Source organism: Enterococcus sp. B2E4, assembly GCF_030499455.1.
GTDB classification, from domain to species: domain Bacteria; phylum Bacillota; class Bacilli; order Lactobacillales; family Enterococcaceae; genus Enterococcus_D; species Enterococcus_D casseliflavus.
The window spans coordinates 62,682-86,732 of the sequence record NZ_JAUKPK010000011.1 but is presented as its reverse complement, the minus strand read 5'-3'; the positions used below and the strand labels follow the sequence as shown (position 1 = coordinate 86,732).

Sequence of the window (24,051 nt, the reverse complement as noted above, 5' to 3'; positions counted from 1 at the left end):
ATATCAAATGACGAAATAAAATACAACAAAATCTTCTATTTGCTCATAAAGAAACCAAAAAAACACCTAAGAACGGATCTTAGGTGCAATCATCTTAAGAAATCGTATGGGCAAAGCTGACACTTGGATCAGCATTCAATGAAAGATCTGCTAAGCGTTGCTTTTTCAACGCAATATGGGCGTAGGCACCAATCATGGCCGCATTATCTCCGCAAAGACGCAACGGTGGAATCAACAATTCCACTTCCGGCAATTCCTGCATCGCTTTTTGTAAAGCGTCACGCAAGCCTTGATTCGCCGCGACTCCCCCAGCAACGATCAGCTGGTTTACAGGATAAGCTTGGCACGCCCGCAACGTTTTGTGAACCAATACTTCGACAACGCTGGCTTGGAAACTAGCTGCTAGATTTTCTACTGACAAAGCTTCCTCTCTTTGCTGTGCATTATGCACAAAATTGATAAAGGAACTCTTTAAGCCGCTGAAACTAAAATCAAAATTATCTTCTTGTATCATTGCTCGAGGAAAGTGATACGTATCACTGCCTAGATGCGCAAGGCGATCAATTTCTTTCCCACTAGGATAAGGCAACCCCAGAACACGACCGACTTTGTCATAGGCTTCACCAGCGGCATCATCTCTCGTTTCACCGATGATCTCAAAAGAGCCATCTTCTGCCATATACACCAATTCGGTATGGCCACCGCTGACCAATAATGCCATTAAAGGAAAAACCAATGGCTTCACTAGGCGAGCTGCATAAATATGTCCTGCCATGTGATTGACCGGAATCAGCGGTAAGCTGTGGGCCCAGGCAAAGGCTTTTGCTGCAGACAGCCCAATCAACAGTGCCCCAACCAACCCTGGACCATAGGTAACAGCAACAGCTGACAACTCTTCAGGTTGGGTGTCGGCCTGTGTCAATGCTTCTTCGATACATAAAGTAATCTGTTCGACATGGTGACGACTAGCGACTTCTGGTACGACACCGCCGAAGCGCTGGTGGCTCTTGATCTGCGAAGCAACAATGTTACTTAAAATGGTGTCGCCGTTTTTAATCACTGCCACACTGGTTTCATCACAACTGCTTTCAATGGCTAAAATCAATTCATTCATTTGATTTTTGTCCGCCTACTTTCTTTTCCATAATCAACGCATCCTCTTCTGGATGACTGTAATATTTTTTTCTACGACCGATGACTGTATAGCCCATACGTAAATAAAGAGCTTGTGCTTGCAAATTCGACACACGCACTTCAAGATAGATGCGCCGACCATCGGTTTGTTCCACGAGCGATTCCATTTGCTTCAACAATTCTTTCGCCAAACCACGACCTTGATACGCTGGTAAAACCGCTACATTAAACAACTCTGCTTCATCCAGCACTTGCTGAAAACAGAGAAACCCAATCAGCTCTTGATTGGTTTTTCCATAACGGAACAAATAGCGACTGTTGCTGTTTTGCAAATCTTGTTGAAATTGCTGCACATTCCAAGGCGAGCCAAAGGGATAGCTCTGATCTGCCAATGACCAGAGCATTTGCGGTGTCGGGATCGTTTGATCTGCTTGTTCGTTAGTCATTTAAAAATTTCACCATATCCAATGCGTCTTCATTGCCTTCGGTGTAGTACGCCGTTTTGATCGCCTGTGAAACAAACCCGAGGGTCCGATACAAACGTTGCGCATCACGATTGCCCAGGCGAACTTCTAATGTCAAACGGTCGCATTTGTTTTTCCGTGCATAACGTTCGATTTCTCCTAGCAAGAAAGAACCGATCCCTTTCCCTTGATAATCAGGAATGATCGCGATATTGGTGATATGGGCATCAGCGCCTAAAATCCGCACCCCGATAAACCCAATCATCCGCTCATTATGCAAGATGCCCAAATAAAGATGTTTGACCCGTGAATAAAGTTCTGACAAAAAGGCGCTCTTGGTCCAAGGCAGTTCCCCCGCATACACGAGACGCTCCACCTGCAGCAGCTCTTTAATGTCATCTCCGACTAATTCACGAACAACGTACGTTTCCCCTCGTATCTCTTTTTTACGCTCTGGGTATTGAATCTGACGGAAAAGAGCCAGCTTTCCCGTCATCGTTTTAAATTTTTTCAACATAGGCATCCACTCCCGGTTCATGCGAGGCTAACCATTTTTCTTCGGCTTCAACTAATTTTAAATAGTCTGGTACAAAATCATGGATCGAAGCGACCGGCGCTTCTTCTTTCGCAATAGCAGCTAAAACAACGCCATTCGGGTAATTCCATAACGACACTTGATTGATATGGGCTGTCGGCAGTTCCGCCTCGATCATGTCTTCAAATTTGATGGTATCGGCGCCGACAAATAGCACTTCTTGACCATCGACTGCTTTTAACTGGGTCAATAATTCAGACAGTGAGATATGCTGGTCTTTGATCCTTTTTTCTAAGGTCCCATTATGCCATTGGTAGGCACCTGCGTAGACATTTTGACGGCGAGCGTCAAACAACGGCACGATCACTTGCGATACGCCCACACAATTGGCAGCGACTGCTTTCAAACTAGAAACACCAATCAGCGGGATGTTCAATGTTTGCGCCAGCGTTTTTGCTGTTGTGACGCCGATTCGCAAACCTGTATACGAACCAGGACCTTTCGCAACAACGATTTGCTCCAGCTCTTTAGGTGCCATCCCCACCGCTTGCATCAATCCATCAATGGCAGGCATCAATGCTGTGCTGTGGTTTTTGATCGCCATCGTCTGGCTTTGTCCCAACACTTCTTGACCATCGACCACCGCAACCGCCAGCGTTTGGTTTGAGGTATCAATCGCTAATGTTTTCATCTATCTTCTCCCCATTCAAAAAACTCTCTCATATTCTACCATATTCTAATCAAATGCCCAACCAAGTCTCCAAAAAGATGCCTGCGTTTAGAAAAAAAGCGATAGGACAACAATACCCGAACCTTTGAAAAAAGCAAGCGCGGCTGCAGCTGCAAACCGACGAGGCTGTTTAAAGGTTCGGGTAAGGCGATAGTCATTTTTTTGTTATTCCATTAAAACCCAGTTGACGTGTGTAACGACATCCTTCGGTGATTCAACTGGTTGCTAAGAAGATTGGCGCGTAATCAGTTCCGTTGCGATCGTAACTTTGCGAGGTACGGGGGCTGCATTCGTAATGATATCCAGCAAGGTCGTCACTGCCAGCTCCCCCAGCCATTCCGTATGAACTTTGATGGTTGACAGCGTCGGAAAGACGTACTTTGCAACACTGACATCGTTGAAGCCGATAATTGCGATCTCCTCAGGAATCTTGATGTTTTTTTCTTGCAAAGCACGCATAGCGCCAATCGCTAAGGCATCACTGGAAGCAAATAAAGCACTTGGCAACTCTTTGTTTTGCTGCAAATACTCTTTCATCGCCTCATAACCGCCCTCGACTGTAAACGGTGCGCTGAGATGATATTGTGGGTGGTGCAGCTTCAACCGACGGAGCCGTTCCTCAAAAATTCGGCGCCGAGGGTCTTCGATTTCTTGGTGATGATCCTTGGTAAACTCAACGCCTGATAACAAGCCGATCCTTTGGTGGCCTTTTGCAATAAAGTCATCGATCACTAAATCCACCGCTTGTTGAAAGTCCACTACTAGAGAATTGACGCCCTGAGCCAATGCGTCAAAATCGACCATCAACAAATTGGCTTGGCTTTTTTTCAATTGTCGAATCTGGTGATCATCGAATTTTCCTAGTGCAATCGTTCCATCGACTGCGGTATCAGTCAATCCTTCGTAGGGTTCTTTCAGCAAACGAATCCCTAATTCTTCGGTTTTGTTTTCAATCCCGATACGGATCGCTAAATAGTAAAGATCCGCTAATTCTTCCTCGGTATCAAACCATTGGATCAAGCGCATACTACTGGTTTCTGGCTGACTCTTTTTTTTATGTTTTGTGTAATTGAGTGCTTCTGCGGCTTTAAAAATTTTCTCTTTGGTTTCAGAACTGACCGATAATTCTGAATCGTAATTCAGCACCCGTGATACAGTGGCTGGCGAGACGCCAGCCTGTTGTGCAATATCTTTAATCGTTGCCATCTTCCAGCCTCCTTTTTTTGCGGGGAACTTTTTTTATAAAGTAGCTATAAAGCGAGCAAAGGCCGCTTGCCCTGTCTGGTCTCGCTTGAAGACGCCTGCATGCGTCAATACTTGTGTAAAGACTTCCCCTAATGCATTACGTAAAATCTGCGACACGTTTTCGGCATTGCATTCTGGGTGCTGGGCTTTGATCGCATCTGCCCAAGGAATATGGTATGCCGCGATTTGATTGGACTGATCCAATAGATAAGCAGTCACTTCTTCTAGTTCCGGAGCTAAACGCGGCGGGAGAACTGCCAAGCCCATGACTTCAATCAATCCGATATTTTCTTTTTTGATATGCTGCACTTCTTGATGCGGATGAAAAATGCCGTCAGGATGTTCTTTGGAAACATTATTATCCCGCAAGACTAAGTCCATTTCAAACAGCTCTCCTTGCTTGCGTGCGATCGGTGTCACCGTATGATGAGGCGTTCCATCTTCTGAAAAGGCATTGATCGAAACACTTGGATCTGAGTACTGTTGCCATTGGGCTAACACATATTGGCAAGCGGCGGCTAATTTTTGTTTGTTTTTCGCTTGTAGTCGTATCACCGACATTGGCCACTTCACGATCCCCGCAGCGACATCAGGAAAACCAGTTAAAGAAAAGCGTTGCTCGATCGGCGCTTTTGCCATGGCAAACGTGTGCCGTCCTCCTTGATAATGGTCATGAGACAAGATCGAACCCCCAACGATCGGCAGATCGGCATTGGACCCGACAAAATAATGCGGCATCACTTCAATGATCTGCAACAAGCGAGCGAAGGTTTGCAAATTGATTTTCATAGGACGATGGTCTAAAGAGAGAAAAATCGAATGCTCATTGTAGTAGGCATAGGGCGAATATTGAAAGCCCCATGCTTCATTATCCAAATTCATGCGGATGATCCGATGATTGGTCCGCGCTGGATAATTGACTCGTCCTTGGTAGCCTTCATTTTCCAAACACAACATGCATTTCGGATAATCTACAGAAGCAGCAGCTCCTTCTTTCGCTATTTGCTTGGGATCTTTTTCAGGTTTTGATAAATTGATCGTGATCTCGATCTCCCCATATTCGGTATCAACTGGGAACACGATATTCTTTGCGATGGCCCGAGTCTTGATGTAATCATTTTGACGGCACAGCTCAAAGAAATAATCCGTCGCTTCTTTAGGATCATTGGCATAATGCTGCGCAAAAAAAGCATTGACTACTGAAGGCGGTGGCGTCAAAAAGTCCATCAACTGGGCTTCAAAGATTTCTCTTTCTGCGTGAGAATCGCCAATTTGCTGATTGCTTAAAGCGCATGCCACCAGCTCGTCCATCAAATCAGTGGAGGACCGATCGACAGAACGAATTTCGCTGGACTCAAAAACAGCTTCCCCGATCATGGCTAGTACTCGGTTTTGCAAATAAATACGATCCATTTCCATCCAGCCGCCAGCCTTGATTGCTAAAGTGACGAAATCGCTGATTGTTTGGCTGATCGTCATTGGTTATTCCTCCTGCCCTTGATACCCATTTGGATGGCTGACATGCCAATTCCAAGCAGTCTCGATGATTGCTTCGACGTCGGTATAGACTGGTTTCCAGCCTAAAACCTTTCGTGCTTTTTCACTCGATGCCACTAAGGTACTTGGATCACCGGCACGGCGAGGCGCCACTCTGGCTGGGATCTCTTTTTTCGTTACATTGCGAGCAGCTTCCACCATTTCTTTCACAGAGTACCCATGATTGCTGCCTAAATTGAAGACATTGCTCTCATTGCCTTTTTGTAAATATTCTAATGCCAACAGGTGAGCAGCGATCAGATCTTCGACATGGACATAATCGCGAACACAAGTACCATCTGGAGTATCGTAATCCTCCCCAAAAATCGCTACCTCTTTACGTTGTCCTAAAGCAGCTTGCAAGATGATCGGTACTAAGTGTGTTTCTGGATCATGGTCTTCACCAATCGAAGCATCCGACTTCGCGCCAGCCACATTGAAATAACGCAATGCGACATACTTCATTCCATAAGCTTCATCGCACCAACGCATCATTTTTTCCATGATCAACTTGCTTTCGCCATATGGATTTTTAGGATTTGTTGGGGTTTCTTCCGTGATTGGACTATGGTCAGGTTCCCCATAAGTTGCTGCTGTAGAGGAAAAGACGATATGTTTCACTTGATGTTCCTTCATCACTTCTAAGAGGACCTGCATCCCATACACATTATTGTTGAAATACTTCAATGGTTTTTCCACAGATTCTCCCACCAAAGAGCTGGCAGCAAAGTGAATCACGCCATCAATCGTTTCTTTTTCAAATACCGATTGTAAAAATGCTTTGTCGCGAATATCTCCTTCATAAAAGGTTGCTGCTGGATGGATCGCTTGGCGATGTCCTGTCAGCAAATTGTCAACGACAACGACTTGTTTTCCTTGTTCGATCAATTGATCGACTGCATGAGAACCGATATAGCCGGCTCCTCCTAATACTAAAATCGCCATATTTTCAGCCTTCTTTCTTCATTCCTTCATCGTTTCTTATTCTACAGTTTTCGTGCACCATCATCAATACTTGCTTGATAAATGTCGGTTGCGTAGCCGATTTCTACTAAATAGGCTGCTTTGACTGACGCTTCGAAATCAGCCCATTCACTTGCTTTGACCAATGCGATCCCGCAACCGCCAAAGCCCGCACCAGTCATCCGCGCACCTAGAACAGCAGGGTGCGCTTGAGCGGCTGCGACTAGTGTATCTAGTTCATGCCCTGTCACTTCATAATCATCTCGCAATGAAGCATGGGAGGCATTTAATAACTGGCCGAATTCTTCAAGATCACCAGCAGTCAAAGCAGCTTTTGCTTTCAATGTCCGTTGGTTTTCCGTCACCGCATGTTTCGCCCGTTTGATCAAGCGTGGATCATCGATCAATGCTGTATTTGCAAAAAAGGTTGCTTCGTCTAATGCGCCCAATGAATCAATGGCTAATGATTTTTGCAAACGAGCCAATGCTTCTTCACATTCTGCACGTCGTTCATTGTATTTAGAATCAGCCAATTCGCGTCGCTTATTGGTATTCATGATCGCTACGACATAATCGCCAAATGCCGCTGGTACGACTTCATAATTTAACGTGTTCGTATCTAAAAGCAGTGCATGGTCTTTTTGACCCATTCCGATCGCAAATTGATCCATGATCCCTGAGTTAACGCCAATAAACTCATTTTCGACTTTTTTGCCAATTTTAACTAAGTCCAAGGTCGTCAGGGTTAAATCAAAGAGATCTTTTAGACAAACCCCCGTCAGCAATTCAATCGATGCCGAAGAAGAAAGACCTGCGCCATTCGGAATGTTGCCATAAAAAGCGATGTCAAAGCCTCGATCGATCACTTGCCCCGCTTCTTTTAGAAAACGAACGACTCCTTTCGGATAGTTTGTCCAATCATCTTCTTTTCGGTAATCCAGCTCATCTAACGAAAAGGAGATCACGCCTTTTTCTGGAAAGTTCTCTGAATAGAGTTGGATCAACTGGTCTTCACGTTTTCGCGCTACTGCATACGTCCCTAATGTGATCGCCGCCGGGAAAACATAACCGCCATTGTAATCCGTGTGTTCACCGATCAAGTTGATTCTCCCTGGTGCAAAATACATGCCTGTGCCTTCTGTTCCAAATTTATCAATAAATATCTGTTGCAATTGCTCCATTTCTCTCACTCCCACTTTCTTTTTAGTAAACTTATTGTAAAATATTTACTAAATTATTTCAAGCGTTTTCAATCCCAAAAGTGATTTTTTTTGATATTTTTTCCGTTTTCATTCATAATGAACCTATAACTAAAGGCGAGGTGTTTAATGATGAAACGATTTCTTTCAGGATTTTTAGTAGGAACAGTCGCAACGGTTGCTGCAGCTGCAAGTGTTGTTATGACGGTCAAGAAACAAGTGATTGATCCAATTGATGAACAACAAGCGGATCATGATGAAAAACGGAAACGTGCGATGCGTAAAAGCGTTGCCCGTTAATCATTTGCTACAAAAGAGCCGTCAGCCTTCAATAGGCTGGCGGCTCTTTTAGGTAATCATTCTTCCTTCTCCAGTAAGTCCTGCAAAATCACGGCTTGATTTTGTTCTTCATTTTTCGCTCCGTATAGTAAGGTCACGGTCTCTTGTTCAGCAACCAACGCGTTTAACTGTGCCAAGGAATCTTTAGCGGGCGCTTTCTCTAATTCTTGTAGATAGCGGTCTTTAAACGCATCAAAACGTTCAGGATCATGCCCAAACCATTTGCGCAATTCAGTACTTGGTGCGACTGCTTTGAGCCATAGATCGATCTGAGCTGTCTCCTTTTTCATTCCTCTAGGCCAGATGCGATCCACCAATACCCGATAGCCATCTGTCGTTTCCGCCGCTTCATAAATTCTTTTTCGCTTGATCAACGCACACTCTCCTTATTGATAGACCTAAGTTCAAATAAAGGCAAAAGCCCACAATGTAAATTGAACAATGACTTACTTGAAACACTCCGTTTGGTGTTTCGTCACTCATTCAAATTTGCTTGTGTTCTTTTGCCTTGAGTTCTCTGTTTTACAAACTATTTTTCTTTTTCGTCTTGCCGCTCCAGCCTTCATATCCTTCTTTTAGGATATAGACATTGGTAAAGCCTTCTTTACGTAATTTATTCGCTGCGCGAATACTCAACGATTTACGCGTGTCATATAAGTAAATCGGTTGATCTTTACGAAATGCGCTGAAGGAATTGGTTAAAACAGTAAAGGGAATATTACGCGCCCCTAAAATATGTCCACTGTCAAACTCATTTTTTTCCCGAACATCGATCACTTGGGCTTTCTTCATTCCTGCTTTGAATTCATCTTCTGAGATGATCGTTGCTGAACGGCGTCCCATGATTTGAAAATACGCCCAGTTCAAAGCGATTGCTAAGATGATTAATCCCAAAACCAAGTTTAGCCACATAATTGGTGTCATTTCTTCTATTCCTCTCTATTGTAACAATCATTCTTTTTTTGATTTATGCTGCTTGAATGTATCATTGCCTAGCAGCTTGGCATCTAAGCTTTTGCTGCAAATTGCAAAGCTAATGATGCTGCCCCGATCACACCGGCATCATTCCCAAGTTCTGCCAATTTGATTTCGGTACTTTCCGTTACCTGTGGGAAGGTAAACTGAGCAAAGTAGGCAGCAACCCGTTCACGTAAAAATTCACCGGCTGCTGATACGCCTCCACCTAAAACGATACTTGATGGATTTAATGTGTTTCCTAAGTTTCCGCATGCCAACCCAAGGTAGAAGCACACTTTATCAACGACCATCAAGCCAAATGGATCGTTTGCTTGAGCCGCTTCAAAAATATCTTTACTTGAAACATCCTCCCCATTGTCCAGCTGCTGTTTCAATGCCGAATCGCCAGCATATTCTTCTGCCAACTGTCGAGCAACTCGCACAACACCCGTCGCACTAGAAACCGTTTCTAAACAACCACGTTTGCCGCAAGTACATTCAAACCCTTCTGGATCAACAGTGATATGACCGATTTCTCCAGCACAACCAGCAACCCCATGAAGCAATTGCCCTTCCATGATGATACCGCCGCCAACACCTGTACCTAGTGTGATAAAGATGACATCAGGATTGTTATCCCCTGCCCCTTTCCAGCGCTCACCTAAAGCTGCTACATTGGCATCGTTATCGATGGCAAAGGGGATTTTTGTGCCTTTTTCAATCAGTTCTTTGACTGGCTGAAGTGTTTTCCAGTTCAGATTGTAGGCACCGATGACGGTTCCTTTGTCACGATCGACACTTCCTGGTGTCCCCATACCAATACCGATAAATGCTTCTGGCTGTAAGCCATATAATTCTAGGCGATGATTGATTGATGCCACGATTTCTGGCACGATATGTGAGCCTTCATCAAGAATATTGGTGTCAATACTCCATTTTTGCTGAATCTCGCCTTCGCTCGTTAAAATAGCGAATTTCACCGTTGTTCCGCCTAAATCAATTCCGATGATTTTTTTGTCCATCACTTGTTTTCCTCCCGGCTTTCTTCAATTCGATGCTCCCGCGTAAGAATTCGCCGGGCAGTCAGATATACATCCCGATCTATCAAGCGACTGTCATAAAAGTTTTTCAGCTCGATTTGCATCAGTTCTATATCGTAGATCCGCTTGCCGACATATACGTAAACACCAAATTGTTTCAGTAATTGTTGTACGTCATATAACGTTTCCATTTAACCACTTCCTGCTTATTATACAAGTAATTAATATTTTTTAAAACCATATATCACAAAAATAGCCAATAAGAAAACAAAGAGTACGCCAGAGAGGATTCTGGTGTGGATCGAATATTTTCCGTAGTTCTTTGGCAATGCCAAAAGATTCCCTAGCAATAACCCACCGAGGATCCCCCCAATGTGTCCCCACATATCGATCGTTTGATCAAACACACCAAAAACCAGGTTCAATCCAACGAATAGGGCAAATTGCCGTACCATTGCTTGGATGCGGTAATCATTTCTAAAATGCCAACCTAAAATCAAAAATGCCCCGAAAAGTCCGAATAAAGAAGTACTAGCGCCTGCTGATTGAACCCCTATTTGGTTGAAGGCAAAACTCATGGTATTGCCCATGATGCCACTTAGCAAATACAAGGCAAAAAAACGGCTATGACCATAGATGGCTTCTACTTGCTGCCCCATATAATACAGAATCACAGAATTGATCGCAAAATGAGCCAAACCGAAATGTAGAAAGATCGGGGTAACGAAACGCCAATATTCATTTAAATAAACGACAAACGGACCAAACATCACCCCGCCTGATTGAATAGAGGGACTAAAATAACCTAAGATAAACACAATTGTTTGGATAGCTAAAAACAGATACGTGAAGACCGGCTGATTCAGCCATCTTTTCATTTGAGAATTCATTGACGTGCTCCTTTACGTGCGAATAAGAGAATCCGTATAGATTTTATCGATTGGGATGTCGAATACATCTGGTGTCCATTGATCGTTGAATTGCTCTCCGAAGACCAAAGAAACGGTCTTGCCATCGAAAGCTGACAAGAAACGATCATAATAGCCGCCGCCAAAGCCGATGCGATAGCCGTTTTTAGAAAACGCCAAACCGGGAACAATCAGCAAATCCAAGTGATGGGCTTCTTGCTCACTGATCGGCTCTTCAACCCCAAATGCGGACGCTTCATAACGCGTTGTCGGCTCCACATGATAAAACTGCAATTTTTTCTGTTGTGCTTTCGGCACTGCGATTCGTTTGTTTTGTTCAAATCCTTTAGCAAAAATAGCCGCTGTGTCAAATTCAAATGGCAACGAACGGATCACACCTACTGACTCAGCTGTTTGCCAAATCTGAGAAGAAAACAGCAACTGCAAAATCACCGTTTCTTTCTGCTGCTTTTGTTTGATTGGCATTTGTTTTAATGTTTGGATCATGTGCTCTCTAATGACTGGTTTTTCCATTGGATCACTCCTCTCAGAAATAGTACCAAAAACTGTGTCCAAATAGCAAACTAGAATCGCACATTTCTTGACAAGATCATGACTAGTTGCTCATCCTTCTTTACGTCGGATCAGCAAAAAGACAAAGTATGGTGCCCCTACGATAGAAATGATGATACCAGCTGGGATCTCGCCGCTTGTCAATAGCAAACGACCGATCGTATCACTGACTAAGACTAGCAGACTGCCGATCATTCCCGCTAAGAAAAAGGCACTGCGAGATTCTCTGCCGATGAGTCCCTTAGCGATATGAGGCGCCAATAAGCCCACAAAGGCTAAATTACCAGTATAGCCAACCGTACTGGCAGCCAAACCAACCGCGATCACTAAAAACCACGTCCGCAAACGGGTCAAAGAAACCCCTAAGCTAATTGCCTGTTCCTGGCCAAAGCCAAGTAAGTTAAGCTTTGGTACGGTCCAGAAAGCTGCGGCAGACAATACGATGACCCAAGGAAGCAGACTGGTGATTTGCTGCCAAGAAGTTCCCCAAATCGAACCAGAAAGCCACGCTGTTACAAAGCGATAGCGGTCTTTTGATAATTCCACCGTAAAGAGTAAGGTAGCCGCCGCCAGCCCTGCATTGACGGCGATTCCCGCCAGCAGTACTCGCTCCATCGATAACAATTGGCGGTGCTTATAGGCAATTAAATAGACCAGTACAGCAGCTAATAAACCACCGATGATCCCAACGACAGGCAAAAGCTGCGATCCTTGGGTATAAAAACCTAAGTAGATCATCACAAAGAGCCCTGCCCCATTGTTGATTCCTACGATACTTGCATCAGCCAACTCATTTCTCGTTACTCCTTGCAAGATAAACCCAGAAAAACCAAAGGCACCACCAGCGATCAGCGCTAGACAAGCCCGTGGTAGTCGAAACTCAGTAAAAGTCAGTACTTGACTCGAAGATGCCGTTCCTTGAAAGATTGCCCCTAATGCCTGAAAGGATAAAATTGTTTTTCCCACCATGACACTTCCTAAAAAAGCGACCATCAGAAGTAGGAAAAAAACAGAGAGTGTTTTTTTCATCAGCCTTCCCTCCGTATCTTGATCAATAGAAAAGGCACACCAATCAATGCCATCAATATCCCAAAGGGTGTCTCAAAGGGCGGATTGATCAGGCGGCCAGCCAGATCAGCGGCCATCACCAGTGTTCCCCCTCCAAGGATCGTCAAAGGCAAAATCAGTTGATAGTTTTTGCCCACCATTCCCCGCACGACATGAGGAACCATTAAGCCGACAAAACTGACCGGTCCAACAAGCGAAACCGCCATTCCTGCCAAAACTACGACTAACAGTAAGGCAGATGCCCGAATCAGATGCGGGTGCTTGCCTAATGAAATGACGGTGTCATCTCCTAGGGCTAACAGATTCAACGCTTTTCCTAGACGTAGCACAAAAACGATGGCAATCAGATAGATGGGGCCCACAAAACGCAGTTGCTGCCAAGTCACATTTGCGGCACCACCGATAAACCAAAAGGCTAGCTCTTGATTTAAATCAAATTGCAGTGACAGGGTCTGACTGATGGCTGAGAAAAAAGAACTTAGTGCCACACCAGCCAAAATCAAACCTGTAGGTGACATACCCAATTTGGCATAGCGAGTCAATAAAAAAAGCAGCGCAGTTGCCGCAAAGGCACCAAAAAACGAAAATAGCGCCGCTTGACTCGGTTGAATACTAGGAAATAGGATAAATGCGATCGCTAATCCCATCGCAGCCCCACTGTTGACACCTAAAAGACCGCCATCTGCCAGAGCGTTTTTCGTAATTCCCTGCATGATAGCTCCCGTAACAGCAAAACAACTTCCTACTAGAAAAGCAGCCAACACACGGGGCAATCGGATATTACGCAAGACTTGATGCAGCTGATTCTCATAGTCAAAAGCAAAAATAGCATGCCAGATCGTTTCAAAGGAAAGGTCTGCAGCGCCTTGGGTGATCGCCAAAAAGAAACAGATAATAAAGCAGCCGCTAAAAAGCAGCAGCAACCAAGGAAACTTTTTCATGCTTGGGCTCCTAACTCATAGGTCAAGAGCAATGGCTTTGTGCTATTAGGAAAGGTTCCTAACATGGCGTCGATCTCAAACAAACGCTGCAGCCACTCTTTGGTCAGCACTGTTTCTGGTGTACCAGAGACCAACAGTTCTCCACCTTTTAATGCATAAATATAATCAGAAAAACGAGAGGCATGATTCAGGTCATGAATCGACATAATGATCGTTTTTCCGTAGGTTTTATTGATTTGCTGTAATAAGAGCAAAATTTCTAATTGATGCGCTGGATCTAAAAAGGTCGTTGGTTCATCTAAAATCACGATATCCGTATCTTGCGCAAGTGCCATGGCGATCCAAACGCGCTGTTTTTGTCCCCCTGACAGCGTGCTGATCGTTTCATCTGCTAGTGCCGTCAAACCCGTTGCCTGCAAAGACCATTCGATCGCCGCAAGATCTTGTTCCGATAAACTATTTAGTCCTTTTTGATAGGGAAAACGACCATAAGAAACAATTTCGCGAATCGTCAAGCCAATCGATGAATCGCTAACTTGTGAGAGCAGCGCAATCTTTTTCGCTACTTCTTTGGTTTTGATGTTTTGCAGGTTTTGTGCATCTAAGAGGACCTCCCCAGACAATGGCTGTAAAATTCGGGCAAGTGCCTTTAAAAACGTCGATTTCCCACTGCCGTTCGGACCAATCAAGCCGATGATTTTCCCTTCTGGCATCTCAATTGTTAGATTTTGCACAATTTTTTGTTTTTGATAGCCGACACTCAAGTCAACTGTTCGTAATTTCGCCATATTCGTCCCCAAAATAAATGATTGATAATGCTTATCAATTATGAATGTAATCCTACTATTCGTCAATAGTTCTAAAAAAAGGAAATAAAAAAATAAGATTGACAAAGGCGCGTTTCTTCGTGATAATAGCTATCAGCAAATGAGAACTATTCTCAATTAAAATAATAATTGCTCAACATGTAACAAAGGAGGAAGTGTTTCTATGAAACAATGGTCAAAAAGAAGTACTTGGCTTACCCTGCTAGCTGCCTGCTCCCTTACCCTACTGGGTGCTTGCAGCACGAATAATGACTCAACGGATAGCAGTGGATCAGCCACTACTTCTTCAGAAATAGCAACAACCTTTACCGATGCGATGGGAAATGAAGTCACTGTTCCCGAAAACCCACAGCGGGTGATCGGTAGTTATTTGGAAGATTATTTGGTCGCTTTAGGGGTAACACCGGTTGCTCAATGGACCGTCGGCAATGACAGTGATCAAGCATACTTGCAAGACAAACTGGCGGAGGTTCCAAGGATTAACTACGATCTGCCCTTTGAAGATGTCTTGAGCTTTGAGCCAGACCTGCTGCTGATGGATAGCAATTCCATGGTGGAAGGCGACAAATATGATCAATACAGTAAAATCGCGCCGACCTATGTGGTCACAAATGGCGAAGACGTGACCTGGCGGGAACGTCTGACAGATATCGCAAAGGTGTTACACAAAGAAGAGCAAGCTGCCCAAGTAGAAGCTGATTATGATGAATTAGTCGCTGCTACCAAGGAAACGTACGCTGATCAAATCCAAGGCAAGTCGATCGCTGTTTTATGGGTGGTCAATAACTCTGTCTTTATGGTTTCAGAAACAAAATCAAGCGGTCAGCTGCTGTATCACGAACTCGGGTTTGAAGTTCCCGCACTGGTTTCGGAAATCAGTGAGAGTGCCACTGCTGATTGGTCTGCCGTTTCTCTGGAAAAATTAGCAGAATTGGATGCCGATTACCTGATTTTAGTGAATAGTGATAAAGGCGCTGATTTTTTCAGTGAACAAGTATGGCAAAATCTTGATGCAGTCAAAAACAATCATTTATGGGAATTCGGCCCTGAATCAAGCTGGCTCTACAACGGTCCGATCGCCTATACCAAAATGATCGAAGATATCCAGAGCAAATTGGACTAATGCGTTTCAAGAAATTCGTCAAGTAAAACTACTTAACAAATTTCAGGAAAAAGCTAGCATTCCCTCACGAAACATGCTATTATATTTTAGTCTGAGAGATTTCTTAGAGGATTCTTGTATCGTTAGGGGGGAAAATCATGCGCGTAAACATCACATTAGAGTGCACTTCTTGTAAAGAACGCAACTACTTATCAAACAAAAACAAACGTAACAATCCTGATCGTTTGGAAAAGAAAAAATATTGCCCACGCGAAAGAAAAGTTACTTTACACCGCGAAACAAAATAATGCTATTTAAGAAGTTCGCAAACGCTGATAACCAAGGCGTTTGCGAACTTCTTTTTTTGTAAAAACTAGCTTTGAGGTGATGGTTTTGAATGGAACTCCCCTTCTATTAGCCCTTGTTCTTTCAAACTTAGATAGTAATTGCATCGTCTCCTTGATTACTCTTTGTTTTAGCTGCTTCTTGACTTCTCTTCTTTGGACTTTTAAGCCAATTCTTTGTAAAGTCACAAAAATAAATTTTAATGTATAATGTATAGAAAAAAGGAGAAATTAAATGTTTAACAAAGAAGGAAAAGAGTTTCGTTGCAACCATTGCAAAAAAGTGATCGACACAGGGGAAGTCGTTTGGACAAAATGGCCGTTTCCGCCGAAAGCTTCTGCTTACCAACTAAAACCCAGAAAAGAATTAGCACTGATAAACGCGCCGATCCTTTGCCTAAATTGCTCAGAAAAGCTTCTCCTGGAACACCTCGAGTAACTATTCTTTTCATCGTTTTATTGTCTCTCTTTGTCCATCATAAAAAAGAGCAGGCAGTAGCCAAATTCACTTAGTGAATGTATTGCTGCTTTTTTGAATAAGCATCAGGAGAACGCATGAGCAGCAACAAAGATTTCAGGGGCGATTAAGCGGCAGCTTTATTTTCCGAAATTTTTTGCAGTATCTCTCCCGCGATTATGCGCGAGATGATTTTGGCAATAACCATAATATGAGCCGCTCTCTCCCGTTGCCACCTTTTCTGTACACTTTGATCTCCGATCGACCCTTTCATGCTATACTGCCTATAGGAGGTGAACCCATGCTTGGCAATTTTGCGTATCTACCTAGTAACTATCGTCTGTTTTATGGCGCTTTTCTTTTTGCACTTATTGGAAATATGCTTTTCATTTTCATCAAACACCCTGCTTGGACCTTTAGCCTACCGACGGTGATTGTCCTCTTCTTGATAAATGTCTTCTTTTGGACAAAATACACGAAGAAACTTATTCCTTGCGCAACAGATGCACTGTTTTATGTTCTGCTCTTCCTCTTGGTATTTCACAATCACTAACATAATGCTTCTTTTGATACTGATTGTTTCTCTTTCCCCTATTTCGTCATAACAAAGGAGTGTTGATGCGATGGAGATTTCCCATATCACGTTGATCGTACAGAATTTAGCAAAGACGACAACGATGCTGGAAACATTGTTTGATGCAGAGGAAGTTTATGATAGTCAGGACCAGGCCCATTCTTACTTCCCAGAAAAATTCTTTTTGATCGATGGCTTATGGCTTGCTGTTATGGAGGATGCCTCCCAGAAGCTGCCAAAAACGTATAACCATATTGCCTTTAAAATCGATCAAGCTCAAATCGATTCCTTGATTACGCGCATCCAAGGACTAGGATTGAAGATCGAAAAAGATCGTTCCCGCAGCAAAGGCGAAGGTGCTTCTATTTATTTTTATGACGATGACAACCATTTATTTGAATTGCATACTGGTACGTTGGCTGAACGGTTGCACCATTACCGTCTGACAAAAACGAGGTGATCTTCATTGCTAGCAACTGCATTGACTGTTATGTAAAGAACGCCCACATGAAAGGAAGAAAACAATGAAACTAGATATGGTCGGTATTATCACAAAAAACATGGAACAGGCACTGGCTTTTTATCAAGTACTTGGCTTCACGCCATTAGGTCAGCACTCAGAAGATTATATGGAATTAGCAAACGACGGGGTTCGCATCTCCTTGAATAGCCGCCAGATGGTTGCTGGGATCTACGGACATGCACCAATGACTGTGGGTGATACGATTGAATTAGCCTTTTTATGTGATTCTCCTGAAGAAGTTGATGCCCTTCATGCAAAAGTCGTTGCTGCCGGGTATCAGTCTTTCAAAGAACCTTGGTCTGCCTTTTGGGGGCAACGCTATGCCATTGTCAAAGATATAGACGGCAATCTCTTAAGTTTGTTTGCAACCCTACCTGCCGAAAATTGATTTAAGCTACGACAGTCGGTCCAATGGAGCGGCTGTTTTTTTATCCGTTTTTCGGGTAAAAAGACAAAACCCCGTATGTATGTCCAATCGAATTCTGATAATCTGAAATGAATGTATTCCTTATAAACCAACGTTTCCCATCATTATAAAACAAAAATAACTTCTCTATAAAAAAACAAATCCCCCTCATCCGCTCCTGTTCGCTTGACAAAAAAGAACAAACGTTCGTATAATTTCGGTAAGGAGTGATAAAAATGGGTGGTTTTAATTATGCGCTCGAGCCAAAACGCGATATCTTATTTATTGATGTCAAAAGTTTTTATGCTTCTGTAGAATGCATCTCTCGTGGATTAGATCCTATCCAAGCGATGCTGGTCGTCATGTCACATTCTGACAATACTGGTAACGGCTTAGTCTTAGCAGCTTCCCCAAAGGCAAAATCGGTATTGGGAATTTCAAATGTGACTCGCAATGACAACCTGCCGACACATCCCGATTTGTACAAAGCATCGCCGCGTATGAGTTTTTATATCAAAGAAAACACCAAAGTCAATAATGTCTTTCGCAAATATGTTGGACAAGACGACTTGCTGCTCTATTCGATCGACGAAACGATGATGGATCTGACCCGTACATTGGATCTTTTCATTCCCGATAAAACGATCTCTCGCGAAGAAAAACGTTGGTTGATTGCCCAGCAAATTCAAAAAGACATTTACGAAACAACGAAATTGTATGTCACCATCGGCATTGGCGACAATCCGTTGTTAGCAAAACTAGCTTTAGATAACGAATCCAAACACAATCGTTCCTTGATCGCTGAATGGACCTATGACGATGTACCGACAAAAGTTTGGCAGATCGCCCCTATGACAGAGTTTTGGGGGATCGGTCGGCGCACAGAAAAACGACTTCACTTGATGGGGATTGAAACGATCGAGCAATTGGCTCACGCCAGTCCTGATCTTTTACGCAGTCGCATGGGGATCATTGGCGAGCAGCTCTATCATCACGCCCATGGCATTGATCGCACGATTTTATCTGAACCGACACCACAAGTGATGGAAAAAAGCTACGGCAATAGCCAAGTCCTACATCGCAATTATTATTTACAAGAAGAAATCGAGATCGTCATCAAGGAAATGGCGGAACAAGTTGCCGCTCGGATTCGCCGTCATCATTGTCAGACCGCTTGTATCAATGTTTACATCGGCGTAGCCTTTGGTGAAACTGCCTCTGGTTTTTCCCGACAAATGAAGATCCCGCCAACTGACAATACCCGCAAACTTGTAGCTCATTGCCTGTTTCTCTTTCGAAAATTTTATACGGGGCAAGTCGTTCGCCACATTGGTATTACCTATTCAAAATTGGTTTATACAGAAAATGTCCAGCTGGATCTTTTTGAGCAAGCAGAAGCGCAGTTGCGCCAGCGTAAATTAGATTTGATCATCGATAAGATTCGTGAGAAATATGGCTTCACTTCGATCGTTCATGCCACAAGCCGAATGGAAGGCGCTCGCGCCATTGCTCGCAGCAAATTAGTCGGCGGACATGCCGGTGGTCTAGATGGGATCGCTAATATAGGACCCGTCCATCAGCAAAAGGAAAAAGAACCGTTTGCTGATGGTTCGAAAAATACTGGCACTTGATTCGTTTTTCTTTCCTTTTTGCTGACAAATCTTAAGATAACATTAACAAACGGTCCATTTTTTAAAGATTTATGTAATTTCGATTCGCCCACCTCCCCCTTTGTTCTTTTCTAAGGTACTTTAATAGCAAGGAGTGTGAGCAGATGAAAATTGACAAAATCGAATACAAACGAGTCATCAACGGTGCGGGACACCTTGAGTACGATTTGCTGCAATATTTAGAAAAGAATCGGGCGACTGCTGCACAAAACCTGAAACAGTCTGAGATCGATTACCTTTTAGAAAAAGATATTCAGCATCGTATCATCCAACATGCGCGTAAGAGTTTCTTTGGCGATACGATCGTTTTAAAAGATGAATATGCCGAAGATTATCTTTTATTAAAAAAGTATACGGATATGTTCCAAGAATCATTCTAAAAAAAAACGCAGAACCAACTGGTTCTGCGTTTTTCTTATTCTTCGAAATGTTCTTTATAAACATCATCGACTGTCTGGTTCGGGTCGATCACGATATAAAGGCTCTTCGTTTTCTCACTGATTTTTGTTGATTGGTATACGTTATCCAATCCTTCCGTATCTTTGTCCTTATATGGGAAATACACAAGATCCGGTGTACCGTTACGGTAAAGAATTTCCATCCGTTCGATATCTTCATATTTCAACGCACGGGCAAACATCCCTAATTCAAGCCCACCTAAGTTGATGTCATGCGTTGCCACATGATCGCCTTCTTGGAAGATTTCAATTTTGAACCCAGCACATGGATGAATCTCAACAAATTCGCTTCCGTGGATGCGGCCAAAACTGGTCGTGATTTGTTTGATCCACAAGTCACCGATGTAACGGCGCTCAATCGTCCATGTTTCTCCATTACGGAAATAAAATTTTAAAGCTTTCATTTCTCTAGCCATGACAAAACGCTCCTTTTTATTAGTAATACACTTTAATTCTAACACATAGTCGCCATCGGGACACAAATTAACTTTGTTTTTCGTTGACTTTTTTCATGAACCGAGAGATTTCCACTGCTGCTCGTTGATGCGTCCCATTGGCAATGATCTGTTGTTTCGCGTCTATTACCTGATAATGAAATTGGAGCCCCTGTTCTTTTTCCCACTGCACAAGAACTGTGATTGTCGCTCCAACTGGTGAAGGCTTCAAATGATTGATCGAAAACTTTGTACCGACGGTAGTAAACCCTTTATCTAAAGTAGGCTCAAGGGCTTCCCAACAGGTGTTTTCCACCATTGCTACCAATCGTGGGGTTGCTAAAACGTCTAATCCCCCAGAACCCAAAACAGCCGCAGTGTCTTGCTGTCCCACGATAAATTCTTTTTTGCTTTCCATTTTTCAGTTATCCCTCCTTTGCTAAATACGCTTGGACAAACGCTAATAGTGCTTCTTTTTCATTAGGGATTTTTCGTGTGATGACTGCAGCTTCGGCAGCGGTCAAGACTTCTTTGAGCCACGGACCAGAAGAACGATCGATCGTTTGTAGTAAATCACGTCCATTGATCGCCAACTCCTTCAGTGAATGGATCGGCAGCTGCTGATAGCGCTGACTGATTTTTGCTGGATCGTTGGGCTGATTGTCATAACGCAATAATCCTTCGGCTAAACAGGTTGCTTCTAGACCGAACTGATACAACACTAGGTCATTCCATTCGCCGTTTCGACGCGCGAGCAGTGCTTGATAAGCCGTGTGTACTTGGCGGATGCAGTCATTGGAACATTTCCAAGCTTTTAAAAAGCTGCGGACTGCCTCTGGCGCTAAACCCATTTGGTCAATGAGCAAAACCCAGGCCGCCGTTTCGTTTTCTAATGGGATCGCTGGCAGGTCTGCCATCCGCAGTAACGCCTCACCGTATTCCCGCAAGCCTGGGCAATAGATATAGCATTCGGTTTCTACTAGCGCCCGTAGTGCTTGGTTCCGATGATTGCCTAACAGCAATTTCACGAATTCAATCATGATCCGTTCAACAGAGATTTTTCCCAACAAGGCATGATTCGCATGGATAGCAGCCAATGTTTCTGTTTCTAAAACAAAGCCCAATTGACTGACAAAACGCAGCCCCCGCATCATTCGTAAGGCGTCCTCATGGAAACGTTCCTGGGGGTGACCCACTGCTCGTAAGATTTGATTATCGATATCTGCCAGACCATCGAAAAGATCAATGATGACACCATCTTCTTGAAGTGCCAACGCATTGATGGTAAAGTCCCGCCGTTTTAGATCTTCTTTCAGGGAACGGACAAAATCCACTTTGTCGGGTCTGCGGTAATCTTGATAGGCTGCTTCCGTTCGAAACGTAGTGATCTCATACTGCGCCTGCTCCCACAAAACCAACACCGTCCCATGCTCGATGCCAATGTCAATGGTTCGAGGAAAAAGCGCCTTGATTTCGGCTGGAAATGCACTGGTAGCAATATCGACATCATGAATCGGCTGGCCTAAGATCGTGTCTCGCACGCTGCCGCCGACAAAGTATGCTTCATAGCCTGCGGCTTCGATTTTTTTTAAAAGCGGTGCAGCTTCTGCAAATTCTTTTGGTAGTTTAGTCAGTTTCATTTACTTTCCCATCTTTTCTTTCAAAACGATACGCATCCCGCTGATTGAATTTTGCCATATTTTCCTCAAACACTTCAGTCAGGTCGATGTCTAGTGAATTGGCCATGATCATCGTCACAAAGAGTACATCACCGAGCTCTTCTGCCACTGTTTTTTCAACTTCATCGCTTTTTTTATTTTTTTCCCCGTAATAGTGATTCACTTCTCGCGCCAATTCGCCGACTTCTTCGGTCAAACGAGCCATTTGGGCGAGGGGGCTGAAATAGCCAGTTTTGAATTGCTGAATATACGCATCGACTTCTTCTTGCATCGATGCCAAAGAACGTTTTTCTGTCATTTTCTCCACCCTTTCTCGTTTATCTTACCAAAAGAATGGCTGCCTGCCTAGATAGAGCCCCCTTCAGGATTTGTTGTGCATTCAATGATTTCGTGCTACATTGATACTTGTGGAAGTTGAATAACGGAGGAAACAGGATGCGGGCATTTTTTTCATGGCGAACGATTCGCGATATTGTTTTGATTATTTTTGGTACAAGTATCTATGGCTTCGGTCTAGTCTATCTAAATATCCCAAATGACTTAGCAGAAGGCGGTGTGACGGGGATCACCTTGATCATGCGAGCCTTATGGGGAATCAATCCTGCCATCAGTACACTGATCTTAAATATTCCGATCATTTTGATCGGTGGCAAAATTCTTGGGCGACGCTCATTAGTGTATACGATTTTAGGAACTTTTGGTTTGTCTTTTTGGTTGGCATTATGGCAGAGTGTTCCCCTGTTGATCGATCTGCAGCACGATCTGCTGATCGTTGCGCTCTTGGCTGGTTTGATTGCAGGGATCGGTAGTGGGATCGTCTACAAAGTCGGGGGAACGACTGGCGGAGTCGATGTATTGGCACGTATTTTAGAGAAAAACTTTGGGGTGACGATCGGTCGTTCGCTTTTGATCTTTGATGTGTTCGTCCTGTTGCTTTCTTTGACTTATATAGATTTGAACCGCATGATGTATACCTTGATTTTTTCTTATGTCTTCACTCGCGTGATCGATTCGATCCTAGATGGCGGCTATTCAGCCAAAGGGATCTTAGTGATCAGCAATCACAGCGAAGAGATGGCTCCTGTTTTAATGGATGAATTAGAACGAGGCGTCACGTTTTTACAGGGCGAAGGGGCTTACTCAAGAGTGTCGAAACAAATCATTTATATGGTGGTCAGCGGGCGGGAGATTTCTGAAGTCAAGCGCATCGTTCATGACTTTGATCCGCAAGCGTTTGTTTCTGTCATTAATGTCCATGAAGTCGAAGGTGAAGGCTTTACCTACTTAAGACCTAAGTCGCGGTTCTTACAGCGCAAAACCGCTGTTTCTAAAAAAAAATAGAGACTGAAAAAAGCAGCCCCGGTTAAAGGGCTGCTTTTTGCTTGTTACCGGCTTTCTTCTTTTTGCTGGAGCAAGTGTCGATTTACTTCATCGGAAAGTTCTAAGAAGGCATCACGATCCCCATTTTCCAAGGCTAGATCGATTTGCCGATACAAGGTATCGATTTTGGTTTTTGTTTCTTCTTTTTCAAGATACTGAGTAACATGTTGGGTCATTTCTTGATCCAAGTGGTCGTTCCAACGTTCATAAGGATTGTCTTCTAAAACTGCTAAATAAAAGGATTGCGACCAAGAATCTGGGAAGAGACATTCAAGATACAAGGGTTGTTTCCAATTCATGCGAATCTCATGAAAAATCTGATCAATGTCATAAAAGGTCTGCCCTTCGATGCTCAAGACAAACGGTTCGCCCCCAATTTCTGTACTGCGGACACTCAAGCCCCGTTTGGCTGCGGCTGCCCCTTCTACAAAATGAACATTGGTCAAGATCGCTTCATGGTTCGCCAGATAGTTTAACACCCAAGAGACTTCTCGGCGGCTGAAGGAAACGGTCGAAACTAACCAATTAAGAAACTTTTTCTTTTCTTGTACATTGATGTTCATTT

Annotated in this window: 32 protein-coding genes; 10 read left to right on the top strand and 22 right to left on the bottom strand. The window is 43.6% G+C overall.

The window, feature by feature from the left end; all coding sequences use genetic code 11:
- Positions 1-94 precede the first annotated feature (94 nt).
- The 8 genes from tsaD to Q1X33_RS08470 form a co-directional block, all read right to left on the bottom strand.
- Positions 95-1,114 (bottom strand): tRNA (adenosine(37)-N6)-threonylcarbamoyltransferase complex transferase subunit TsaD, encoded by a 1,020-nt coding sequence (tsaD, locus tag Q1X33_RS08505; RefSeq protein ID WP_005229419.1) that lies wholly within the window; start codon positions 1,112-1,114, stop codon positions 95-97.
- The gene (rimI, locus tag Q1X33_RS08500; RefSeq protein ID WP_005229417.1) at positions 1,107-1,580 is read right to left on the bottom strand and encodes a ribosomal protein S18-alanine N-acetyltransferase; all 474 of its coding nucleotides are present in this window, start codon (positions 1,578-1,580) and stop codon (positions 1,107-1,109) included. Before rimI (Q1X33_RS08500) ends, tsaD begins: the two co-directional genes overlap by 8 nt.
- The gene (gene rimI, locus Q1X33_RS08495; RefSeq protein ID WP_005237007.1) at positions 1,573-2,115 is read right to left on the bottom strand and encodes a ribosomal protein S18-alanine N-acetyltransferase; all 543 of its coding nucleotides are present in this window, start codon (positions 2,113-2,115) and stop codon (positions 1,573-1,575) included. Before rimI (Q1X33_RS08495) ends, rimI (Q1X33_RS08500) begins: the two co-directional genes overlap by 8 nt.
- A complete protein-coding gene (gene tsaB / locus Q1X33_RS08490) occupies positions 2,099-2,824 on the bottom strand; it encodes a tRNA (adenosine(37)-N6)-threonylcarbamoyltransferase complex dimerization subunit type 1 TsaB (RefSeq protein ID WP_005229414.1) in 726 nt (241 codons plus the stop codon). Before tsaB ends, rimI (Q1X33_RS08495) begins: the two co-directional genes overlap by 17 nt.
- Before the next feature lie 264 nt (positions 2,825-3,088).
- Positions 3,089-4,069: a LacI family DNA-binding transcriptional regulator gene (locus Q1X33_RS08485; protein ID WP_005229404.1), complete on the bottom strand. Its 981-nt coding sequence runs from the start codon at positions 4,067-4,069 to the stop codon at positions 3,089-3,091.
- Positions 4,070-4,102: 33 nt separating this feature from the next.
- The gene (gene galT / locus Q1X33_RS08480) at positions 4,103-5,587 is read right to left on the bottom strand and encodes a UDP-glucose--hexose-1-phosphate uridylyltransferase (protein WP_005229402.1); all 1,485 of its coding nucleotides are present in this window, start codon (positions 5,585-5,587) and stop codon (positions 4,103-4,105) included.
- Positions 5,588-5,590: 3 nt separating this feature from the next.
- On the bottom strand, positions 5,591-6,589 hold the full coding sequence (galE, locus tag Q1X33_RS08475) for a UDP-glucose 4-epimerase GalE (RefSeq protein WP_005229400.1): 999 nt from the start codon (positions 6,587-6,589) through the stop codon (positions 5,591-5,593).
- A 41-nt stretch (positions 6,590-6,630) separates the two neighbouring features.
- Positions 6,631-7,788 carry a galactokinase gene (locus tag Q1X33_RS08470; protein ID WP_034869292.1) on the bottom strand — a complete coding sequence of 386 codons (1,158 nt, stop codon included), beginning with the start codon at positions 7,786-7,788 and terminating at the stop codon, positions 6,631-6,633.
- Positions 7,789-7,938: 150 nt separating this feature from the next.
- Here Q1X33_RS08470 and Q1X33_RS08465 point away from each other — a divergent pair, with 150 nt between their 5' ends.
- Entirely contained in the window at positions 7,939-8,106 is a 168-nt protein-coding gene (locus Q1X33_RS08465) for a DUF3042 family protein (protein ID WP_017144401.1), read from the top strand.
- A 56-nt stretch (positions 8,107-8,162) separates the two neighbouring features.
- Here Q1X33_RS08465 and Q1X33_RS08460 read toward each other — a convergent pair whose 3' ends face one another.
- From Q1X33_RS08460 to Q1X33_RS08420, 9 genes are all read right to left on the bottom strand, one after another.
- Positions 8,163-8,519 (bottom strand): DUF488 domain-containing protein, encoded by a 357-nt coding sequence (locus tag Q1X33_RS08460; RefSeq protein WP_005229397.1) that lies wholly within the window; start codon positions 8,517-8,519, stop codon positions 8,163-8,165.
- A 148-nt stretch (positions 8,520-8,667) separates the two neighbouring features.
- Positions 8,668-9,069 (bottom strand): rhodanese-like domain-containing protein, encoded by a 402-nt coding sequence (locus Q1X33_RS08455; RefSeq protein ID WP_005229396.1) that lies wholly within the window; start codon positions 9,067-9,069, stop codon positions 8,668-8,670.
- Positions 9,070-9,152: 83 nt separating this feature from the next.
- Entirely contained in the window at positions 9,153-10,124 is a 972-nt protein-coding gene (locus tag Q1X33_RS08450) for an ROK family glucokinase (protein ID WP_005229395.1), read from the bottom strand.
- Entirely contained in the window at positions 10,124-10,333 is a 210-nt protein-coding gene (locus tag Q1X33_RS08445) for a YqgQ family protein (protein WP_005229394.1), read from the bottom strand. Before Q1X33_RS08445 ends, Q1X33_RS08450 begins: the two co-directional genes overlap by 1 nt.
- A 30-nt stretch (positions 10,334-10,363) precedes the next feature.
- On the bottom strand, positions 10,364-11,032 hold the full coding sequence (locus Q1X33_RS08440; RefSeq protein WP_005229393.1) for a rhomboid family intramembrane serine protease: 669 nt from the start codon (positions 11,030-11,032) through the stop codon (positions 10,364-10,366).
- A gap of 12 nt (positions 11,033-11,044) precedes the next feature.
- Complete coding sequence (locus tag Q1X33_RS08435; RefSeq protein ID WP_005229392.1) at positions 11,045-11,584, bottom strand: 5-formyltetrahydrofolate cyclo-ligase; 540 nt, start codon at positions 11,582-11,584, stop codon at positions 11,045-11,047.
- 90 nt (positions 11,585-11,674) lie between these two features.
- Complete coding sequence (locus tag Q1X33_RS08430) at positions 11,675-12,652, bottom strand: iron ABC transporter permease (protein ID WP_005229391.1); 978 nt, start codon at positions 12,650-12,652, stop codon at positions 11,675-11,677.
- The gene (locus tag Q1X33_RS08425; RefSeq protein WP_005229390.1) at positions 12,652-13,632 is read right to left on the bottom strand and encodes an iron ABC transporter permease; all 981 of its coding nucleotides are present in this window, start codon (positions 13,630-13,632) and stop codon (positions 12,652-12,654) included. Before Q1X33_RS08425 ends, Q1X33_RS08430 begins: the two co-directional genes overlap by 1 nt.
- Positions 13,629-14,420: an ABC transporter ATP-binding protein gene (locus Q1X33_RS08420; protein ID WP_034869290.1), complete on the bottom strand. Its 792-nt coding sequence runs from the start codon at positions 14,418-14,420 to the stop codon at positions 13,629-13,631. The genes Q1X33_RS08425 and Q1X33_RS08420 overlap by 4 nt, the downstream gene beginning before the upstream one ends.
- A 202-nt stretch (positions 14,421-14,622) precedes the next feature.
- On the opposite strand from Q1X33_RS08420, the gene Q1X33_RS08415 reads away from it, so the two are divergent.
- The 8 genes from Q1X33_RS08415 to Q1X33_RS08380 all read left to right on the top strand — a co-directional run bounded on the left by Q1X33_RS08415 (position 14,623) and on the right by Q1X33_RS08380 (position 19,915).
- On the top strand, positions 14,623-15,582 hold the full coding sequence (locus Q1X33_RS08415) for an ABC transporter substrate-binding protein (RefSeq protein WP_034869288.1): 960 nt from the start codon (positions 14,623-14,625) through the stop codon (positions 15,580-15,582).
- 137 nt (positions 15,583-15,719) lie between these two features.
- A complete protein-coding gene (gene rpmG / locus Q1X33_RS08410; RefSeq protein ID WP_005229384.1) occupies positions 15,720-15,869 on the top strand; it encodes a 50S ribosomal protein L33 in 150 nt (49 codons plus the stop codon).
- 271 nt (positions 15,870-16,140) lie between these two features.
- A complete protein-coding gene (locus tag Q1X33_RS08405; RefSeq protein ID WP_005229382.1) occupies positions 16,141-16,344 on the top strand; it encodes a hypothetical protein in 204 nt (67 codons plus the stop codon).
- Between the two features lie 319 nt (positions 16,345-16,663).
- Entirely contained in the window at positions 16,664-16,915 is a 252-nt protein-coding gene (locus Q1X33_RS08400) for a hypothetical protein (protein WP_005229381.1), read from the top strand.
- 70 nt (positions 16,916-16,985) lie between these two features.
- Entirely contained in the window at positions 16,986-17,396 is a 411-nt protein-coding gene (fosX, locus tag Q1X33_RS08395; RefSeq protein ID WP_005229379.1) for a FosX/FosE/FosI family fosfomycin resistance hydrolase, read from the top strand.
- A gap of 64 nt (positions 17,397-17,460) precedes the next feature.
- Positions 17,461-17,847 carry a VOC family protein gene (locus Q1X33_RS08390; protein WP_086338038.1) on the top strand — a complete coding sequence of 129 codons (387 nt, stop codon included), beginning with the start codon at positions 17,461-17,463 and terminating at the stop codon, positions 17,845-17,847.
- Positions 17,848-18,101: 254 nt separating this feature from the next.
- Entirely contained in the window at positions 18,102-19,496 is a 1,395-nt protein-coding gene (locus Q1X33_RS08385) for a Y-family DNA polymerase (protein WP_015510066.1), read from the top strand.
- Positions 19,497-19,639: 143 nt separating this feature from the next.
- Entirely contained in the window at positions 19,640-19,915 is a 276-nt protein-coding gene (locus tag Q1X33_RS08380; protein ID WP_005229370.1) for a hypothetical protein, read from the top strand.
- Positions 19,916-19,950: 35 nt separating this feature from the next.
- Here the strand turns inward: Q1X33_RS08380 and Q1X33_RS08375 are convergent, their stop codons facing one another.
- From Q1X33_RS08375 to Q1X33_RS08360, 4 genes are all read right to left on the bottom strand, one after another.
- A complete protein-coding gene (locus Q1X33_RS08375) occupies positions 19,951-20,409 on the bottom strand; it encodes a hypothetical protein (RefSeq protein ID WP_005229368.1) in 459 nt (152 codons plus the stop codon).
- 67 nt (positions 20,410-20,476) lie between these two features.
- Positions 20,477-20,845: a thioesterase family protein gene (locus Q1X33_RS08370; protein WP_005229366.1), complete on the bottom strand. Its 369-nt coding sequence runs from the start codon at positions 20,843-20,845 to the stop codon at positions 20,477-20,479.
- Positions 20,846-20,852: 7 nt separating this feature from the next.
- A complete protein-coding gene (locus Q1X33_RS08365; protein WP_005229364.1) occupies positions 20,853-22,067 on the bottom strand; it encodes a CCA tRNA nucleotidyltransferase in 1,215 nt (404 codons plus the stop codon).
- Positions 22,054-22,404, bottom strand: a complete 351-nt coding sequence (locus tag Q1X33_RS08360; protein WP_005231912.1) for a nucleotide pyrophosphohydrolase — start codon at positions 22,402-22,404, stop codon at positions 22,054-22,056. The genes Q1X33_RS08365 and Q1X33_RS08360 overlap by 14 nt, the downstream gene beginning before the upstream one ends.
- 137 nt (positions 22,405-22,541) lie before the next feature.
- Here Q1X33_RS08360 and Q1X33_RS08355 point away from each other — a divergent pair, with 137 nt between their 5' ends.
- On the top strand, positions 22,542-23,447 hold the full coding sequence (locus Q1X33_RS08355; RefSeq protein ID WP_005229360.1) for a YitT family protein: 906 nt from the start codon (positions 22,542-22,544) through the stop codon (positions 23,445-23,447).
- Between the two features lie 44 nt (positions 23,448-23,491).
- Here the strand turns inward: Q1X33_RS08355 and Q1X33_RS08350 are convergent, their stop codons facing one another.
- Positions 23,492-24,049, bottom strand: a complete 558-nt coding sequence (locus Q1X33_RS08350) for a YpiB family protein (protein ID WP_005229358.1) — start codon at positions 24,047-24,049, stop codon at positions 23,492-23,494.
- Positions 24,050-24,051 lie beyond the last annotated feature (2 nt).